The sequence below is a fragment of the Herbaspirillum camelliae genome, from assembly GCF_001929405.1.
GTDB lineage: Bacteria > Pseudomonadota > Gammaproteobacteria > Burkholderiales > Burkholderiaceae_D > Herbaspirillum > Herbaspirillum seropedicae.
Map to the genome: position 1 here is coordinate 2,708,781 of NZ_KV880769.1, position 16,957 is coordinate 2,725,737.

Here is a 16,957-nt window from a genome sequence, read left to right on the forward strand (position 1 = left end):
CCGTGCAGCAATTGTCGCCGTATCGATAGTCTGCGGTGCGGCGACCCTTTCATCATCGATCCGCAGATGCGGATTGCCAGAGTGGACGATCCGTCAAATAATGCCGCCTGATGCATCACCTCATCATCCAGGCGCACGGCCTGGGCGATCCGCCCGCGGCTGTCATGACCATCTTCAGGAGACTCCATGCGTATCGAAGGACATGTTTTCATCATCACCGGCGCGGCTTCCGGGCTGGGTGCAGCCACGGCGCGCATGATCGCTGCCGCCGGCGGCAAGCCCGTGCTGGCCGACCTGAACCAGGAGGCAGGCGAGCCATTGGCGGCGGAGCTGGGCGGTGTCTTCGTGCGCTGTGATGTCAGTTCGGAAGAGGATGCGCAAGCGGTGGTGCGTGCCGCCGAGTCCCTGGGCAACCTGCGCGGACTGGTCAATTGCGCCGGCATCGCCCCGGCTGAAAAGCTGGTCGGCAAGAGTGGCCCGCACACCATGGCGCTGTTCATGAAGACCCTCAACATCAACCTGGTGGGCAGCTTCAACATGGCGCGTTTTGCCGCCGAGGCCATGGCCAGGAGCGCGGCGGTGGAGGAGGGCGAGCGCGGCGTCATCATCAACACGGCCTCGGTGGCGGCCTACGATGGCCAGATCGGCCAGACTGCCTACGCCGCCTCCAAGGGCGCCATCGTGGCCATGACCTTGCCGATGGCGCGCGATCTGTCGCGCAGCGGCATCCGGGTCATGACCATTGCGCCGGGCATCTTCGAGACGCCCATGATGCTGGCCATGCCCCAGGAAGTGCGCGATTCGCTGGGCCAGGCGGTACCGTTCCCGCCACGGCTGGGACGCGCGGCGGAGTACGCGCAACTGGCGCGCACCATCATCGAGAACGTGATGCTCAATGGCGAGACCATCCGCCTGGACGGTGCCATCCGCATGCAGCCCAAATAAGCGGCATTTACCTGCCAATTCTCTTGTCCACAGGCCCGGTGCTGCTGCTAAGCTCAGGCCATGGAGACAACCACACATAAAACCGGACTGATCCTCACCGGTGGCGGCGCACGCGCCGCCTACCAGGTAGGCGTGCTCAATGCGATTTCCATGATCCTGCTCGAAGCAGGCTGGCCGGTGCATAGCAATCCCTTTCCCATCATCTGCGGCACCTCGGCCGGCGCTATCAATGGCACTGCGCTGGCCTGCCGCGCCGATGATTTCGGCGAGGCCGTGCGCGAGCTCATGGCGGTGTGGAGCAATTTTGGCGTGGACCAGGTCTACCGGGCCGATTCGCTGGGCGTGATCCGCTCGGGCGCGCGCTGGCTGTCGCTGTTTTCCTTCGGCTGGCTGCTGCGCAAGTGGCGCGCCAATCCGCCCAACTCGCTGCTGGACAACACGCCCCTGGTGAGCATGCTGCATCGCCTGCTGGACCTGCCGCGCCTGGATGCCGCCTTGGCCGAGGGCCAGTTGCATGCGCTGGCGGTAACCGCCTCTTCCTACACCAGCGGCCAGCACATCACCTTCTACCAATGCGCCGGGGAGATCGAACCCTGGCGGCGCACCCAGCGCCTGGCCATCCGCGACCAGATCGGTGTCGACCATCTGCTGGCGTCCTCGGCCATTCCCTTCATCTTCCCGGCCATCCCGGTCTATATCGATGGGCGCTGCGAATACTGCGGTGATGGCTCCATGCGCCAGATCGCACCGATCTCGCCAGCCATCCACCTGGGCGCGACCAAGGTGCTGGTGATCGGGGCAGGGCGCATGGGCGAGAAAGGCGAGCAGGCGCCCACCAACACGCCGCACTATCCCAGCCTGGCGCAGGTGGCGGGCCATGCCATGTCGGGCATCTTCCTCGATGGTCTCTCGGCCGACATCGAGCGCATCAACCGCGTCAACCAGACCCTGTCGGTGCTCAACGAAGAACAGCGCCGCCACACCCCCTTGAAACCCATCCGCACCCTGGTGATCTCGCCCTCCAAGCGCATCGACAGCATCGCCAGCCGCCATGTGGGCAGCCTGCCACGTCCCATCCGCACCATGCTGGGCGGCATTGGCGCGACCGAAGCGCGGGGTTCGGCGCTGGCTTCCTATCTGCTGTTCGAACAGAGCTTCACGCGCGAACTGATCGCCCTGGGTCAGAGCGATACCTACGCCAAGCGCGACGAAGTGATGGCCTTTTTTGAACCGGACACGGCGCAATTGCTCCAAGCCTCTGCCTGATTTGCTGCCGGTCAAGCTTGGCCGCTGTGACGGTTGCCTAGCTGAAAGCAACACGTTAATCTACGAGATGCTTTCGCCTTGAATTGACAAAATTGCAATTAAATAAAACGCAGATGCGAGCCCGATTCATTTTCTCGATATTTTCCCGCTACTGGCTGGTGCTGTTGACCGCCCTGATGCTGTCGGCGCCGGTGCAGGCGCGCGGACCTGCGCCGGGGGGCTTGCCGGAGGTCAACCTTGACCAGCTGCCGCGCGAAGCCCAGCAGACCATGGCCCTGATCCGCGCTGGCGGACCTTTCCCCTACGAGAAGGATGGGGCGGTGTTCGGCAATTATGAAGGGGTGTTGCCCCGGCAAAAGCGCGGGTATTATCGCGAATACACCGTCAAGACGCCGCGCGCCCGCAATCGCGGGGCCCGCAGGATCGTCAGCGGGGGGGAGCCCAAGACTTCCGGCGAATACTATTACACCAGCGATCATTACAAGACCTTCCGCCGGATACGGGATTGAGGCTGGTCGGGCAGCAGGGCGCGCAAGCCCTGTCTGCACGCACGCAAGTCAGACCTGGTCACCAGATTTATCACGATAGCCAAGACAGCCACACAGCCCCGCCTATGGATACTGAAGGGAAAATAAGTTTGTTTAAAACGGTGCCGCCCAATCTCGTGCAGTCCATTCGCGCCTTTCGCGTCAATGAACTGCAGCAGGAGGCCGCGCATCTGCAGCAGCATTTTCTCTATGCCTATTGCGCCCAGGCCGTGACCAAGCAGCAGGTGCTGACCAGCATTGCCACCGCTTTCCACTTCCCGCGTCACTTCGGCAAGAATTTCGATGCCCTGTACGATTGCCTGACCGACCTGACCCACAAGGCCGGCAAGCAGCCCGGCTTCGTGGTGGTGTTGGAGCAGTTGCCCAATACGCAGAAGTTCGACAAGGAAGCCCGTGAGACCCTGCTCGACGTCTTCCGCGATGCGGCCGATTACTGGGCGGAGAAGAAGGTGCCATTCCGCGTCTTCTATTCCTTCCAGTAAAGATCCGCAGCCGACCCGAAGCGGATCCGAAGCCGATCCGGATACTTTTTGTTAAAACATTTACGCCACGATCTGCCTTGCACATCGTGAAAAACGGCGGTGGGCGGGCCGCCAGCAGGTACAATGCGCAGACCATGAGAAGCATTGTCATCCTGATTTCCGGACGAGGCAGCAATATGGAAGCCATCGTCCGCGCCGCACAGGCCGAGCAGTGGCCTGCCAAGATCGCCGCCGTCATCAGCAACCGCGCCGACGCCAGCGGCCTGGAGTTCGCCGCCCAGCGGGGCATCCCGACCGCCGTCATCCCCAGCCGCGACTATCCTACGCGCGAGCAGTTCGATAGCGCCCTGCGCGAGAAGATCGATACCTTCGCGCCGGACCTGGTGGTGCTGGCCGGATTCATGCGTATCCTGACGGCTCCTTTCGTGGAGCACTACCAGGGCCGCATGCTCAACATCCATCCGTCGTTGCTGCCCAGTTTCCCCGGGCTGGCCACGCACCGCCAGGCGCTGGCGGCGGGCGTGAAGCTGCACGGCGCCACCGTGCACTTCGTCACGCCCGACCTCGACCATGGTCCCATCGTGGCCCAGGCGGCCGTGCCGGTGCAGGAAGAGGACAGCGAAGAAGCCCTGGCCGAACGGGTGCTGGAACAGGAACATGTGATCTACCCGCGCGCCGTGCGCTGGTTCATCGACGGCCGTCTGCGCCTCGATGGCCATCGCGTACGCCTGGCGACGGCGTCCTGAACGCCCAGCCTGCGCAACCCCTTATCTTGAATTGAATCTGAAGGACCTAGCATGAGATTGCCTCCCGCGATCATTCCCCATACCGAAGAACTGCTGCGCGAAGTGCTGCGCTTCACCGGCCCGGCCGACGTGACGCTGTCGCGTTACTTCCGCGACAACCCCCGGCTGGGCAGCCGCGAGCGCGGCGTGATCGCCGAGGCCGTCTATGGCCTCTTGCGCAACAAGACGGTGCTGACCAACTTTGCCGAATCGGGCAGCGGTCCGATGATGCGCCGCCTGGCCCTCTTGGGCCTGGCCGATGCGGTGGGCGCTGAATCCATCGCCGGCCTACAGGAAGGCGAGGCCGACTGGCTGGAGCGCGTGGCCCAGATCGATCGCACCCAACTGGCTCCGCAGATGCGCAGCAACCTGCCGCCCTGGCTGTGGGACAAGCTGGTGGCGCGCATGGGCGAAGCGGCCACGCTGGAACTGGCCGAGGCCATGAACCGTCCGGCCCCGCTGGACCTGCGCGTCAATGCCCTCAAGGCCGATCGCGACACTGTCATCGCCGAACTGGCCAAGGCCCCGGTGGCCTGCGAACCTACTCCGTATTCGCCACTGGGTCTGCGCGTGCTGAAGAAGCCGGCCCTGCAGAACCTGCCGCTGTTCAAGGATGGCGCCATCGAGGTGCAGGACGAGGGCAGCCAGCTGCTGGCCCAGATCGTCGGCGCCAAGCGTGGCGAGATGGTGGTCGATTTCTGTGCCGGCGCCGGCGGCAAGACCCTGGCGCTGGGCGCGCTGATGCGCAATACCGGCCGCCTGTATGCCTTCGACGTCTCCGAGAAGCGTCTGGCCAAGCTCAAGCCGCGCCTGGCGCGCAGTGGCCTGTCCAATGTGCATCCGGTGGTGATCGCCCACGAGAACGACGCCAAGGTCAAGCGCCTGGCCGGCAAGCTCGACCGCGTGCTGGTCGATGCACCCTGCAGCGGCCTGGGCACGCTGCGCCGCAATCCCGACATGAAGTGGCGCCAGACCGTGGAGACCCTGGCCGAGATGCGTGCCAAGCAAAGCGCCATCCTGGCCAGCGCCGCGCGCCTGGTGCGCGCCGGCGGCCGCCTGGTGTACGGCACCTGCAGCATCCTGGAAGAAGAGAATGACGAGGTCATCGCCGACTTCCTGCAATCGCATCCGGACTTCATCCTGCGCCCCATGGGCGAGGTGCTGGCCGAACAGAAGATTGCGCTGGAGATGGGCGACTACCTGAAGCTGTTGCCGCATCAGCATCAGACCGATGGCTTCTTTGCGGCCGTGCTGGAGCGCCGCGCGGCATGATGCGAGGGTGCTTCTCCCGCGCTCTGCTTGCGCTGGCACTGTGCCTGCCGGCCGCCGCGCCGGCGCTGGCGCGACAGGCCCGCGAGGCCGTACCGCCGCCCCCGGTGATGCCAGCTCAGGGCACGATACAGCCGGCCTTTGCGCCTTGGGACGATGTCGAGGGCCTGATCGTCGGCCAGCTCGATGGCGCCCGCCGCCAGATCCTGGTGCAGGCTTACCTGCTGACCAGCCGGCCCATCACCGATGCGCTGGTCGCGGCCCGCAAGCGCGGCGTCGATGTGCGGGTGCTGATGGATGTGGGCCAGCTCGACAAGAATTCCAATGACCGTCTCAAGCAATTACGCGGCGCTGGCATTCCGGTCTGGCTGGAAACCGATTACCGCAACGCCCACAACAAGGTCATCATCATTGATGCCCCCTTGGCGACGGCCACCGTGATCACCGGCAGCTACAATTTCACCTGGTCGGCCCAGCACAAGAATGCCGAGAACGTCTTGGTGCTCGGCAAGAATCCCGCGCTGGCAGCACGCTACGCCGAGAACTGGCAGCGGCACCGGCAGGATGCCGAAGCCGCTCCCTGAGCCGCCGTCCTCGCTTCGTCCTTTTGCTTCCCGGCCTGCATGACCGATCACTTCTTTTCCCTCTTCACTGACCCCGCCCCACTGTCGCTGCTGCGCCAGCTGGGCCTGATCGCCCTGTGCCTGCTGGGCGGCATCGCCCTGTCGCGCTGGCTGCGGGCGCGTTTCATGCTGCCCGGCGACGACGTCCCGCAGTCGCTGGTCATGCAGATCGGCGTGAAGAGCTTCGCTCGCGTGCTCTCGCCACTGCTGGCGCTGGGGCTGCTGACGGCGGCCTACTACATGCTCAAGCGCAGCGGCCATTCGGTGACGCTGTGGGAAATCATGTTTCCGCTCACCGTGGCGCAGGTGGCGATGCGCTTTGTGTTCTATGTGCTGCGCGGCATCTTCGTCAAGGACGCGACCGTGGGCGCCCTGCTGCACCTGTCCGAGAAGGCGATCGCCGTGCTGGTCTGGCTGTGCGTGGTGCTCTGGATCACCGGGCTGTGGCCGGACTTTGTCGATTACCTGGATGGCACCACGCTGCCGCTGGCGCGCCACAAGGTCTCGCTGTTGACGATGTTGCAAGGTGCGGCCTCGGTGCTGGTGACGCTCATCATTGCCCTGTGGATAGGGACGGTGCTGGAAAACCGGCTGATGAAGTTCAGCGGCATGCATTCCTCGCTGCGTACCGTGGTGGCGCGGATGCTGCGGGCCCTGCTGATCCTGATCGCCTTCCTGGTCAGCCTGTCATTGGTGGGGATCGACCTGACGGTGCTTTCGGTCTTCGGCGGCGCACTGGGGGTGGGTATCGGTCTGGGCTTGCAGAAGATCGCCAGCAGCTATGTATCGGGTTTCGTGATCCTGCTCGAGCGCAGCATGGTCATCGGCGACATGGTTGCTGTGGATAAATATTTCGGCAAGGTCACCCAGATCAATACCCGCTACACCATCCTGGAAGGGCTGGACGGCATCGAATCGGTGTTGCCCAACGAACTGTTTGTCTCAAATCCGGTACAGAACTATTCATTGACCCACCGCATTGTACGTTTGTCCACACAGCTTACAATTCTGTACCAGGACGACGTCGAAACCGTCTTGTCGATCATGGAACAGGCCGCACTTGGGGTACAACGGGTATCCCAGCAGACCGCCCCGCAGGCCCTGCTGATCAAGATCGGGGCCGACGGGCTGGACCTGGAGCTCGGTTTCTGGATTACCGACCCGGAAAATGGCCGGCTCAATGTCTTGTCCGACGTCAATCGGGCCATCTGGGCTGCCTTCAAGCAACATGGCATTGAAGTGGCGCACGCCAAGCGCGACATTCGCATCATGGATGAGCGCAGCTTCCGCCAAAGTACGGGCAAGGAAAATCCTGATATGCCAGGGGCGCGGAATTCGCGTACAATGCCCGGTAATTAAAAGAAAATAAAACCATTTTCACGGAACAAGTAATAATCCTGTTTTGTTGTCCGATAGTTGTTTTCTATTTGGAGTTGTACTGATGACCCTTGATGCGATCCTCGACTTTGTTGCCAACGGCCTGCTGCATGCATCCGGTTGGCAGATTGTCATTTACACCCTGGTGATGACCCACATCACTATCGTGGGCGTGACACTCTACCTGCATCGTTGCCAGGCGCATCGCGCGCTCGAACTGCACGCGATCCCCAGCCACTTCTTCCGTCTGTGGCTGTGGATGACCACCGGCATGGTGACCAAGCAATGGGCCGCCATCCACCGCAAGCACCACGCCAAGTGCGAGACCGAGGAAGATCCGCACAGCCCGCAGACCCGCGGCATCAAGAAGGTGATGTGGGAAGGCGCCGAGCTCTATCGCGCCGAATCCAAGAATGACGAAACCATGGAGAAGTTCGGCCATGGCACCCCCGACGACTGGCTCGAGCATAACGTCTACAGCAAGTACAGCTGGCAGGGCGTGGGCCTGATGCTGATCATCGACGTGCTGCTCTTCGGCGCCATCGGTCTGACCATCTGGGCTGTGCAGATGGCCTGGATCCCCTTCTGGGCGGCCGGCGTGGTCAATGGCCTGGGCCACTTCTGGGGTTATCGCAACTACGACTGCGTGGATGCCTCGACCAACCTGTTCCCGATCGGCATCCTGATCGGCGGCGAGGAAATGCACAACAACCACCACACCTTCGGCACCTCGGCCAAGTTCTCGGCCAAGTGGTATGAATTCGACGTCGGCTGGATGTATATCCGCATCCTGGAAACCTTCGGCCTGGCCAAGGTCAAGAAGGTGTTGCCGGTGCCCAAGTTCGACCGCCAGAAAGCCGTCATCGACTTCGACACGCTGCAATCGGTCATCGCCAACCGTTACGACGTCACCGCCAAGTACGCCCGCTCCCTCAAGAGCGCCTGGAAGGATGAGCTGGACCACCTGATCGAGAAGGCCAAGCTGGAATCGCGCTTCCTGAAGTCGTCCAAGAAGCTGCTGCAGCGTGAGCCGGGCCGTCTGGAAGATGGCCAGAAGCAACAGCTCTCCGAACTGTTCGCGCATAGCAAGGCGCTGCAGACCATGCATGAGATGCGCATCGAACTGAGCGCCATCTGGGAGCGTTCGCACTCGACCCGCGAGCAACTGCTGCAGCAACTGCAAGACTGGTGCGCACGCGCCGAGGCGTCCGGTGTGAAGGCCTTGCGTGACTTTGCACTGCGCCTGCGCAGCTATGCCTGATTGACCGGTTGGCCAGTACGCGCTGGCCGCCTGGGCAGGAATAAAAAATCCCCGCAGAGTGATCTGCGGGGATTTTTCTTTGTGCGTGGGCTGGTGTGCGCAGGCTTGAGCGCCGTTGGCCAGTCTACGGCCCTTTTCCTGTCGCGGCGCCGCTGCCCGGCGCCATCAGCGGCGAGGCTTGACGAGGCGCTCCCGGCGTTGCGTCAAGGCAGCGGCGCGAGGGGAGGGGCAGGGCAGTGGACGATGGCCGTGCACAGGCAACAAAAAACCCGCAGATCGCTCTGCGGGTTTTTCATCGGGAGACCGGGATCAATTACTTGATCTTGGTTTCCTTGTATTCGACGTGCTTACGTGCCTTGGGATCGAACTTCATGATGCTGATCTTTTCGGGCGTAGTACGCTTGTTCTTGGTGGTGGTGTAGAAGTGACCAGTACCTGCGGTCGACTCCAGTTTGATTTTGTCGCGGCCGGATTTCGCCATGATAGATTTCCTTTACTCTGCTAATTAGACTTTTTCGCCACGAGCACGCAGATCGGCCAGAACGGCATCGATGCCGATCTTGTCGATCACGCGCAGGCCGGCGTTGGACAAACGCAGCGAAACCCAGCGGTTCTCGGATTCGACGAAAATGCGGCGGTTCTGCAGGTTGGGCAGAAAACGACGCTTGGTCTTGTTGTTTGCATGGGAAACGTTGTTGCCGACCATCGGCCCCTTCCCGGTGACTTGGCAGACACGTGCCATGTGAGACTCCTTAAAAATTTCCGAATTTGGGAAAAACGAGAGTATAAGGAAAAAACTTAGACTTTTCAATGACTTGCGAAAAACAATTGTGTCATCGTGATACCTAGATATTTAACAATTGTTTGCATCAAGCTTTCCTGAACCTGCCTAGTTGGCGCAGAAGCCGCTTGCCATGCGGGTTTGCCGCCTGTTCGAGTGGTGCTGCGCTAGATCTTCCTATGGTCGGCGAAGGAGTAGAGACGTGTTCCAGCCACCACGAAATGGTCCAGCAGGCGGATGTCCATCATCTGCAGCGCCTCGTCCAGTGCTTCGGTCAGCCGCAGGTCGTGGTCGCTGGGTTCGGGGTCGCCCGAGGGATGGTTATGGGCCAGGATGACCGAGGCTGCGTTATGCCGCAGCGCGGCCTTGATGACCTCGCGGGGGTAGACGGCGGACTGGGTCAGCGTGCCCTTGAATAATTCTTCGGTGCCGATGAGCTTGTTGCGCACGTCCAGGAAGAGGGCGACGAAACATTCCTGTTCGCGATGGGCCAGCATCAGTTTCAGGTAGTCGCCTACCGCTCGTGTCGAATTGAGCAATTCGCGCTGCCGCATCTGCGTGTGGATGGCGCGGCGGGACATTTCCAGCACCGCCCGCAACTGGGTGCAGATGGCAGGTCCCAGGCCCTTGCCCAGCGGCAGGTCTTTTTCGACAGCCCCCAGCACGCCGTCCAGCGAGCCGAAGCGCTGTATCGTCTCGCTGGCCAGCTCCACTGCATTCTTGCCGGGAATACCCACGCGCAGGAAGATCGCCAGCAATTCCGCGTCCGACAGCGCCGCCGGTCCGTGCTGGGCCATCCGCTCGCGCGGCCTTTGTTCCTTGGGCCAATCCGTGATCACCATGTCTTGAAACTCCTGAAAATGAAGGAAATGAAGGAAATCGCCTGCCCGGTCCCGGCCGCCCCAGCGGGTCTTGAGCCGCCTCAAGGACAGTGCAGGGAAGTGCGCCCGCCTGGTCGCGAAGATGAAGCCGGCCCCGGCGCGGCAGGCCAACGTGGCTTACAATAGCGGGCTATTGTGCCTATCCGAGTTTCTGCCATGCCCAGCCCATCCGCACCCGTCGTCACCGAAAACGCCTATCTCACGCTGCATTACCGCCTGGCCTCGCTGGACGGGGAAGACATCGTCAGCACCTTCAACGAGAATCCGGCCACGCTGCAGTTCGGGCAGGGGCAACTGGCGCCGTTCCTGGAGTCCTGCCTGCTGGGCTTGCCCGAGGGTGCACACCAGACCTTCGAACTGGCCCCGGCCCAGGCCTTCGGCGAGCGCACCGATGAACTGGTGCAGCGCATTTCCCGCGCCACCTTGGAAGAGAACTCTTCCATGGACGAGCAATATCGCATCGGTGACCTGGTGGATTTCGCTGCGCCCGGCGGCGGCCGCTTCGCAGGCATCCTGCGGGCGATGGATGATGATGGCGCAATTTTCGACTTCAATCATCCGCTGGCCGGCCAGACATTGAAGTTCGAAGTGAAAATCATAGGAATCCTGTAAGCGCCTCGATATTTGGCGATGCAGTGCTAGTGAAGTAGTGAAGAAAGTCGTGAAGAATCAAGGAAATCACCATGACCGTGGATAAAGCCGAATCCGAAATCCTGCTGGCCCAGCCCCGTGGTTTCTGTGCGGGTGTGGATCGCGCCATCGAGATCGTCGAGCGCGCGCTGGCGCAGTTCGGCGCACCGATCTATGTCCGCCACGAGATTGTCCACAACGCCTACGTGGTCAACGACCTGCGCGCCAAGGGTGCGGTGTTCATCGAGGAGCTGGCCGATGTGCCGGCCGGCAGCACCGTCATCTTCTCGGCCCATGGCGTGTCCAAGGCGATCCAGGCCGAGGCGGCCGAGCGCGGGTTGACGGTGTTCGACGCGACCTGTCCGCTGGTCACCAAGGTGCATATGGAAGTGGCCAAGATGCGCCGCGAGGGTCGCGAGATCATCATGATCGGCCACGCCGGCCATCCCGAGGTGGAAGGCACCATGGGCCAGACCGAAGCCGGCATGCACCTGGTGGAAACGGTAGAAGACGTGCAGCGCCTGCAGGTGGCCGACCCGGCCCTGCTGGCCTATGTTTCCCAGACCACGCTGTCGGTGGATGACACGGCCGAGATCATCGCCGCCCTGCGCGAGCGCTTCCCCGCCATTTCCGAGCCCAAGAAGGGCGACATCTGCTATGCCACCACCAACCGTCAGGAAGCCGTGAAGTTCATGGCGCCGCAGGTGGATGTGGTCATCGTGGTGGGCAGCCCCAACAGCTCCAATTCCAATCGTCTGCGCGAGCTGGCCGAGAAGAAGGGCGTGGCGGCCTTCATGGTGGACAATGCCGCCCTGATCGATCCGCAATGGATCCAGGGGCGCCAGCGCATCGGCGTCACTGCGGGGGCTTCCGCGCCGGAAGTGCTGGTGCAGGCCGTGATCGACCGCATCAAGGAAATCGGTGCGCGCAGCGTGCGGGTGCTGGAAGGGATTGAAGAAAACGTCACCTTCCCCTTGCCCAAGGGCTTGGGGGCGCGCACGGCGACCAGCGAGATAGCGGCCTGAGGCTGAGTCGACACTGAAGAGCGTGGAGCGCATGGATTGCGTTAAAAGGCTTGCCGATGCAAGCCTTTTTCAATTTGGCCGCAGTTGATGCAATAAAACGGTGCAGTTCACTGGTCTTACCGCGCTTTCTTATGTAACAGCCGAGTCTTTCTGCTGGATTGTATGAAGGTTCTGAGTATAATTCCGCACCAATATTGACGAGCCGCCCAAAAGGCGGCTACGCGAGAAGCCTCCTTCGAGCGAGGCCCGGCGCGCCGCCAACGCGGCGTAACGAGAGACAGGGAGACCCCAACCATGCAAGTCCATCTGCCAGCCGGCCTGCGCCGGTCTTGTCGGCATTCCCGCCACAGGCGCTGCTGTCGCATCCGCGGCGATAGCGGCTGATATCGCTTCACTTCCCTCCGTCCCCGTCTGTCAGCTTGGCTGAGCAAGCCTTTGGTTGAAGGGCAATGATCGTATCCCGGCCTCCGGGAACGGATTTTGCTAATCGCCATGCTTTCGTGCAGCGCCCGCCCGGTGCAGGCCTCCGCGTTTTTCTTGTTTTCATCTAGATCGAAGAGTTAACCATGGACATTTTCATCCAGCAGATCATCAACGGATTGGTGCTAGGCAGCATGTACGCACTGATCGCCCTGGGCTACACCATGGTGTATGGGGTGCTGAACCTGATCAACTTCGCCCACGGCGACATCCTGATGGTGGGTGCAATGGTCGGCCTGTCGCTGCTCAAAGTGGTGCAGCAGGTGGCGCCCGGCCTGCCGGGCATCGTGCAACTGGTCATCGCCATCGTCGGCGCCATTCCGGTGTGCATCGTGGTGAGCCTGCTCATCGAGCGCATCGCCTACCGGCCCCTGCGCAATGCCCCGCGCCTGGCCCCGCTGATCACGGCCATCGGCGTATCCATCCTGTTGCAGACCTTGGCCATGATGATCTGGGGCCGCAGCCCCTTGCCCTTCCCGCAGGTCATGCCGTCGGACCCGGTGCATATCGCCGGCGCCCTCATTTCGCCCACGCAAATCATGCTGCTGGCGCTGGCCGTGCTGGCCATGGTGGGCCTGGTGCTGATCGTGGAAAAGACCAAGATGGGTCGCGCCATGCGCGCCACCGCCGAGAACCCACGCATCGCCGGCTTGATGGGCGTGGACGCCAACAAGGTCATCGTGGTCACCTTCGCCATCGGCGCGGGCCTGGCGGCCATTGCCGGGGTCATGTGGGCGGCCAACTATTCCACCGCGCAATTCGCCATGGGCTTCGTACCCGGCCTGAAGGCCTTCTCGGCCGCCGTGCTGGGCGGCATCGGCAACATCTACGGCGCCATGCTTGGCGGCATCCTGCTGGGCTTGATCGAAAGCCTGGGCGCGGGTTACATCGGCGACCTCACCGGCAACTTCCTGGGCAGCAACTACCAGGACATCTTTGCCTTCATCGTGCTCATCATCGTGCTGACCCTGCGTCCCTCCGGGATCATGGGCGAGCGCGTGGCTGACCGCGCCTGAGCCCCTTACTCCTTTAGTCATCCACACCTTTACAGAACCAGAAGAGAAGACCTATGGCTCTCCTAACTTTCGACATGAAGCGCAATCCGCAGCAAGCCCGCACCAGCCTCTTGTTGCTGCTGGCCCTGATGATCGTGTTTCCCTTCGTGGCCCAGCAGTTCGGCAATTCCTGGGTGCGCATCATGGACGTGGCGCTGCTCTACATCATGCTGGCCCTGGGCCTGAACGTGGTGGTGGGCTTTGCTGGCCTGTTGGACCTGGGCTACATCGCCTTCTATGCCATCGGTGCGTATACCGCGGGCTTGCTGGCCTCGCCGCAGTTTGCGGCGGTCATCGAATCCTTCGTCAACACCTATCCCAGCGTCGGCAACTTCCTGGTATGGCTGTGCGGCCCGGAGATCGTGCAGAACGGCATCCACCTCTCGCTGTGGCTGATCGTACCGATCTCGGCCTTGCTGGCTGCGCTCTTCGGTGCGCTGCTGGGCGCGCCGACCCTGAAGCTGCGCGGCGACTACCTGGCCATCGTGACGCTGGGCTTTGGCGAGATCATCCGCATCTTCATGAACAACCTCAACGCCCCGGTCAACATCACCAACGGGCCGCAGGGCATCAACCTGATCGATCCGATCAAGGTGTTCGGCGTCTCGCTGGCCGGTGAGCCCGGCTCGGGCTCGATGGTCCAGGTCTTCGGCATGAGCATGCCCTCGGTCAACGCCTATTACTTCCTGTTCCTGCTGTTGTGCATCGGCGTGATCTTCTTCTCGGTGCGGCTGCAGGATTCGCGTCTGGGCCGCGCCTGGGTCGCCATTCGCGAAGACGAGATCGCCGCCAAGGCGATGGGCATCAACACCCGCAACGTCAAGCTGCTGGCCTTCGCCATGGGCGCGTCCTTTGGCGGCGTGGCCGGGGCCATGTTCGGCGCCTTCCAGGGCTTCGTCTCGCCGGAATCGTTCTCGCTGACCGAATCCATCGCCGTGCTGGCCATGGTGGTGCTGGGCGGCATCGGCCACATTCCTGGCGTGGTGCTGGGCGGCGTGATCCTGGCGGCGCTGCCGGAAGTGCTGCGTCACGTGGTGGAGCCGGTGCAGATGGCCCTCTTCGGGAAGGTCTGGATCGATGCCGAAGTGCTGCGCCAGCTGCTCTACGGCCTGGCCATGGTGGTGATCATGCTGACCCGCCCGGCCGGCCTGTGGCCCTCGCCGCGCCATGAAGACCGCCCCGAAGCGGACCATACCCAAGTCGGCACGACCGGCGAAGTCAAAGCCTAAGCAGGAGAGAACAAGATGAGCCAGACACTGCTCAAGATCCGCGACGTCAGCAAGCGCTTCGGCGGCCTGCAAGCCTTGAACGGCGTGGGCATCACCATCGAACGCGGCCAGATCTATGGCCTGATCGGCCCCAATGGCGCGGGCAAGACCACCTTCTTCAACGTCATCACTGGCCTGTATCAACCCGACACCGGCACCTTCGAACTGGACGGCAAGCCCTATTCGCCCAGCGCCCCGCATGAAGTGGCCAAGGCCGGCATTGCCCGCACCTTCCAGAACATCCGCCTGTTCGGCGAGATGACCGTGCTGGAAAACGTGATGGTGGGCTGCCATGTGCGCACCAAGCAGAACGTCTTCGGTGCGGTGTTCCGCCACAAGGCCGCCCGTGAAGAGGAAGCGGCCATCCGCGAGAAGTCGCAGAAGCTGCTGGACTTCGTGGGCATCGGCCAGTTCGCCAAGCGCACGGCGCGTCACCTGTCGTATGGTGACCAGCGCCGCCTGGAGATCGCCCGCGCCTTGGCGACCGATCCGCAACTGCTGGCGCTGGACGAACCAGCTGCCGGCATGAACGCCACCGAGAAGCTGGGCCTGCGCGAGCTGCTGGTGAAGATCCAGGCCGAAGGCAAGACCATCCTGCTCATCGAGCACGACGTCAAGCTGATGATGGGCCTGTGCAACCGCATCACGGTGCTGGACTACGGCAAGCCGATTGCCGAAGGCGTGCCGGCCGATGTGCAGAAGAACCCGGCGGTGATTGAGGCCTATCTGGGTGCGGGACATTAAGCGAGACCATAGAACATGACAACGAACATTCTTAAAGTCCAACAACTGAGCGTGGCCTATGGCGGCATCCAGGCCGTCAAGGGGATTGACCTGGAGGTCAACGAAGGCGAACTGGTCACGCTGATCGGCGCCAACGGCGCGGGCAAGACCACCACCCTCAAGGCCATCACCGGTACGCTGCCGGCCAGCCGCGTCGAGGGGCATATCGAGTACCTGGGCCAGGCGCTCAAGGGCAAGAAGTCCTTCGAGCTGGTCAAGGACAAGCTGGCGATGGTGCCGGAAGGGCGGGGCGTCTTCACGCGCATGAGCATCCAGGAAAACCTGTTGATGGGCGCCTACACCAGCGACGACAAGGGCCAGATCGCGGCCGATATCGACAAGTGGTTCGCGGTCTTCCCGCGCCTGAAGGAGCGCGCGGCGCAGATGGCGGGCACGCTCTCGGGCGGCGAGCAGCAGATGTTGGCGATGGCGCGGGCGTTGATGAGTCATCCCAAGCTGCTGTTGCTGGATGAACCGTCGATGGGCTTGTCGCCGATCATGGTGGAGAAGATCTTTGAGGTGATCCGCAATGTGTCGGCGCAGGGCATCACCATCCTGCTGGTGGAGCAGAACGCCAAGCTGGCGCTGGAGGCGGCGCATCGCGGTTACGTGATGGAGTCGGGCCTGATCACCATGCAGGGGCAGGCGCAGCAGATGCTGGATGATCCGCGGGTGAAGGCGGCTTATCTCGGTGAAGGTTGAGAGTGCTGAAGTGCCCGTTCTTCTGTAAATGATATAAATTATTTGCAGGAAGATTGCGGTATCAATGAAAAGCGCAGCCACACCGGCTGCGCTTTTTTCATGCTTGCGTCATTGCATATTTGACGCATCGAGGATCAGGCCGCCTTGCGCGCCCGCACCTCATTACGCAGGCTCTTGACCTTGTCGTGGTTGGCCAGCACGCCCTGGTACTGGCGTTCGATCAGCAGGCGGATGTCGGTCGGCAGATCTTCACTCAAGGCCTTGCGATAGGCGTTGACGGCGGCATCCTCGCCCCGTTCGCATTCTTCCAGGATGCTTTCGTCATCCCGTCCGGTGATGGCGCTCTTCAGGTTGACCCATTGGCGGTGCAGCGCGCCGCCCAGCGTGCTGTGACTGGCCGGTTCACCGCCCAGCCGGCGTACCAGGTCCTGCAGGTCCAGCACGGTCTGCGCGCATTCAGTGGCGCGCGCCATGAAGGTGTCCTTGTACGGGATATAGCGCTCCTGAGCGTCATCAGCACAGGCGCGGAAGCCCTTCTCGCCATCCATGGAAATCTGGATCAGGTCGTTGAGGGTGGAAATCAGGTGGTCGTTGGTCATGGTGGTCTCCTTTCTGGCAAAGCGCCGTGCGCGACTTATTTAGAAAACTTAGGTCACGCCGGCAGTCCGTGGAATCAGGCAGGTCAGTGAGCGAAGAAGTAGATCAGCACCAGCAGGAAAGCCGGTACGCCGCACAGCCACGCGAGGAAATACTTGCCCATGGGATTCTCCTTGTGATGGGTTCAATGGATTGCAGC

At 62.2% G+C, this 16,957-nt stretch carries 19 protein-coding genes; 15 read left to right on the top strand and 4 right to left on the bottom strand.

Features of this window, described 5'->3' with window-relative positions; translation table 11 throughout:
• Positions 1-186: 186 nt before the first annotated feature.
• From BGK68_RS11985 to BGK68_RS12025, 9 genes are all read left to right on the top strand, one after another.
• Positions 187-945, top strand: coding sequence for an SDR family NAD(P)-dependent oxidoreductase (locus BGK68_RS11985; RefSeq protein WP_075257292.1), 759 nt, complete (start codon positions 187-189; stop codon positions 943-945).
• A 60-nt stretch (positions 946-1,005) separates the two neighbouring features.
• The gene (locus tag BGK68_RS11990; RefSeq protein WP_013233202.1) at positions 1,006-2,211 is read left to right on the top strand and encodes a patatin-like phospholipase family protein; all 1,206 of its coding nucleotides are present in this window, start codon (positions 1,006-1,008) and stop codon (positions 2,209-2,211) included.
• Positions 2,212-2,324: 113 nt separating this feature from the next.
• On the top strand, positions 2,325-2,720 hold the full coding sequence (locus BGK68_RS11995) for a ribonuclease domain-containing protein (RefSeq protein ID WP_013233203.1): 396 nt from the start codon (positions 2,325-2,327) through the stop codon (positions 2,718-2,720).
• Between the two features lie 2 nt (positions 2,721-2,722).
• Positions 2,723-3,241, top strand: coding sequence for a barstar family protein (locus tag BGK68_RS12000; protein WP_324617640.1), 519 nt, complete (start codon positions 2,723-2,725; stop codon positions 3,239-3,241).
• Positions 3,242-3,375: 134 nt separating this feature from the next.
• Positions 3,376-3,987, top strand: coding sequence for a phosphoribosylglycinamide formyltransferase (purN, locus tag BGK68_RS12005; protein ID WP_198937193.1), 612 nt, complete (start codon positions 3,376-3,378; stop codon positions 3,985-3,987).
• Positions 3,988-4,038: 51 nt separating this feature from the next.
• Complete coding sequence (locus BGK68_RS12010) at positions 4,039-5,298, top strand: RsmB/NOP family class I SAM-dependent RNA methyltransferase (protein ID WP_075257293.1); 1,260 nt, start codon at positions 4,039-4,041, stop codon at positions 5,296-5,298.
• On the top strand, positions 5,295-5,879 hold the full coding sequence (locus tag BGK68_RS12015) for a phospholipase D family nuclease (RefSeq protein ID WP_075257294.1): 585 nt from the start codon (positions 5,295-5,297) through the stop codon (positions 5,877-5,879). The genes BGK68_RS12010 and BGK68_RS12015 overlap by 4 nt, the downstream gene beginning before the upstream one ends.
• 39 nt (positions 5,880-5,918) lie before the next feature.
• On the top strand, positions 5,919-7,277 hold the full coding sequence (locus tag BGK68_RS12020; RefSeq protein WP_075257295.1) for a mechanosensitive ion channel family protein: 1,359 nt from the start codon (positions 5,919-5,921) through the stop codon (positions 7,275-7,277).
• Positions 7,278-7,359: 82 nt separating this feature from the next.
• Positions 7,360-8,556 (top strand): DesA family fatty acid desaturase, encoded by a 1,197-nt coding sequence (locus tag BGK68_RS12025; protein WP_048348507.1) that lies wholly within the window; start codon positions 7,360-7,362, stop codon positions 8,554-8,556.
• A 313-nt stretch (positions 8,557-8,869) separates the two neighbouring features.
• On the opposite strand, the gene rpmG is transcribed toward BGK68_RS12025, so the two are convergent.
• The 3 genes from rpmG to radC all read right to left on the bottom strand — a co-directional run bounded on the left by rpmG (position 8,870) and on the right by radC (position 10,179).
• Positions 8,870-9,037, bottom strand: coding sequence for a 50S ribosomal protein L33 (gene rpmG, locus BGK68_RS12030; RefSeq protein ID WP_006463731.1), 168 nt, complete (start codon positions 9,035-9,037; stop codon positions 8,870-8,872).
• Positions 9,038-9,061: 24 nt separating this feature from the next.
• Positions 9,062-9,298 (bottom strand): 50S ribosomal protein L28, encoded by a 237-nt coding sequence (gene rpmB / locus BGK68_RS12035; RefSeq protein ID WP_006463730.1) that lies wholly within the window; start codon positions 9,296-9,298, stop codon positions 9,062-9,064.
• Between the two features lie 206 nt (positions 9,299-9,504).
• Complete coding sequence (radC, locus tag BGK68_RS12040; protein WP_075257296.1) at positions 9,505-10,179, bottom strand: RadC family protein; 675 nt, start codon at positions 10,177-10,179, stop codon at positions 9,505-9,507.
• A gap of 195 nt (positions 10,180-10,374) precedes the next feature.
• Between radC and BGK68_RS12045 the strand changes: the two genes are divergently transcribed.
• The 6 genes from BGK68_RS12045 to BGK68_RS12070 all read left to right on the top strand — a co-directional run bounded on the left by BGK68_RS12045 (position 10,375) and on the right by BGK68_RS12070 (position 16,161).
• On the top strand, positions 10,375-10,830 hold the full coding sequence (locus tag BGK68_RS12045; protein WP_075257297.1) for an FKBP-type peptidyl-prolyl cis-trans isomerase: 456 nt from the start codon (positions 10,375-10,377) through the stop codon (positions 10,828-10,830).
• A gap of 71 nt (positions 10,831-10,901) precedes the next feature.
• Complete coding sequence (ispH, locus tag BGK68_RS12050) at positions 10,902-11,873, top strand: 4-hydroxy-3-methylbut-2-enyl diphosphate reductase (RefSeq protein ID WP_075257298.1); 972 nt, start codon at positions 10,902-10,904, stop codon at positions 11,871-11,873.
• A 566-nt stretch (positions 11,874-12,439) separates the two neighbouring features.
• On the top strand, positions 12,440-13,369 hold the full coding sequence (locus BGK68_RS12055) for a branched-chain amino acid ABC transporter permease (protein ID WP_013232225.1): 930 nt from the start codon (positions 12,440-12,442) through the stop codon (positions 13,367-13,369).
• Between the two features lie 53 nt (positions 13,370-13,422).
• The gene (locus BGK68_RS12060; RefSeq protein WP_075256097.1) at positions 13,423-14,637 is read left to right on the top strand and encodes an ABC transporter permease subunit; all 1,215 of its coding nucleotides are present in this window, start codon (positions 13,423-13,425) and stop codon (positions 14,635-14,637) included.
• A gap of 15 nt (positions 14,638-14,652) precedes the next feature.
• Positions 14,653-15,420 (top strand): ABC transporter ATP-binding protein, encoded by a 768-nt coding sequence (locus tag BGK68_RS12065; protein WP_013233215.1) that lies wholly within the window; start codon positions 14,653-14,655, stop codon positions 15,418-15,420.
• Positions 15,421-15,435: 15 nt separating this feature from the next.
• Complete coding sequence (locus BGK68_RS12070) at positions 15,436-16,161, top strand: ABC transporter ATP-binding protein (protein WP_075256096.1); 726 nt, start codon at positions 15,436-15,438, stop codon at positions 16,159-16,161.
• A gap of 134 nt (positions 16,162-16,295) precedes the next feature.
• Here the strand turns inward: BGK68_RS12070 and BGK68_RS12075 are convergent, their stop codons facing one another.
• A complete protein-coding gene (locus BGK68_RS12075; protein WP_013233216.1) occupies positions 16,296-16,760 on the bottom strand; it encodes a PA2169 family four-helix-bundle protein in 465 nt (154 codons plus the stop codon).
• Positions 16,761-16,957: the final 197 nt, after the last annotated feature.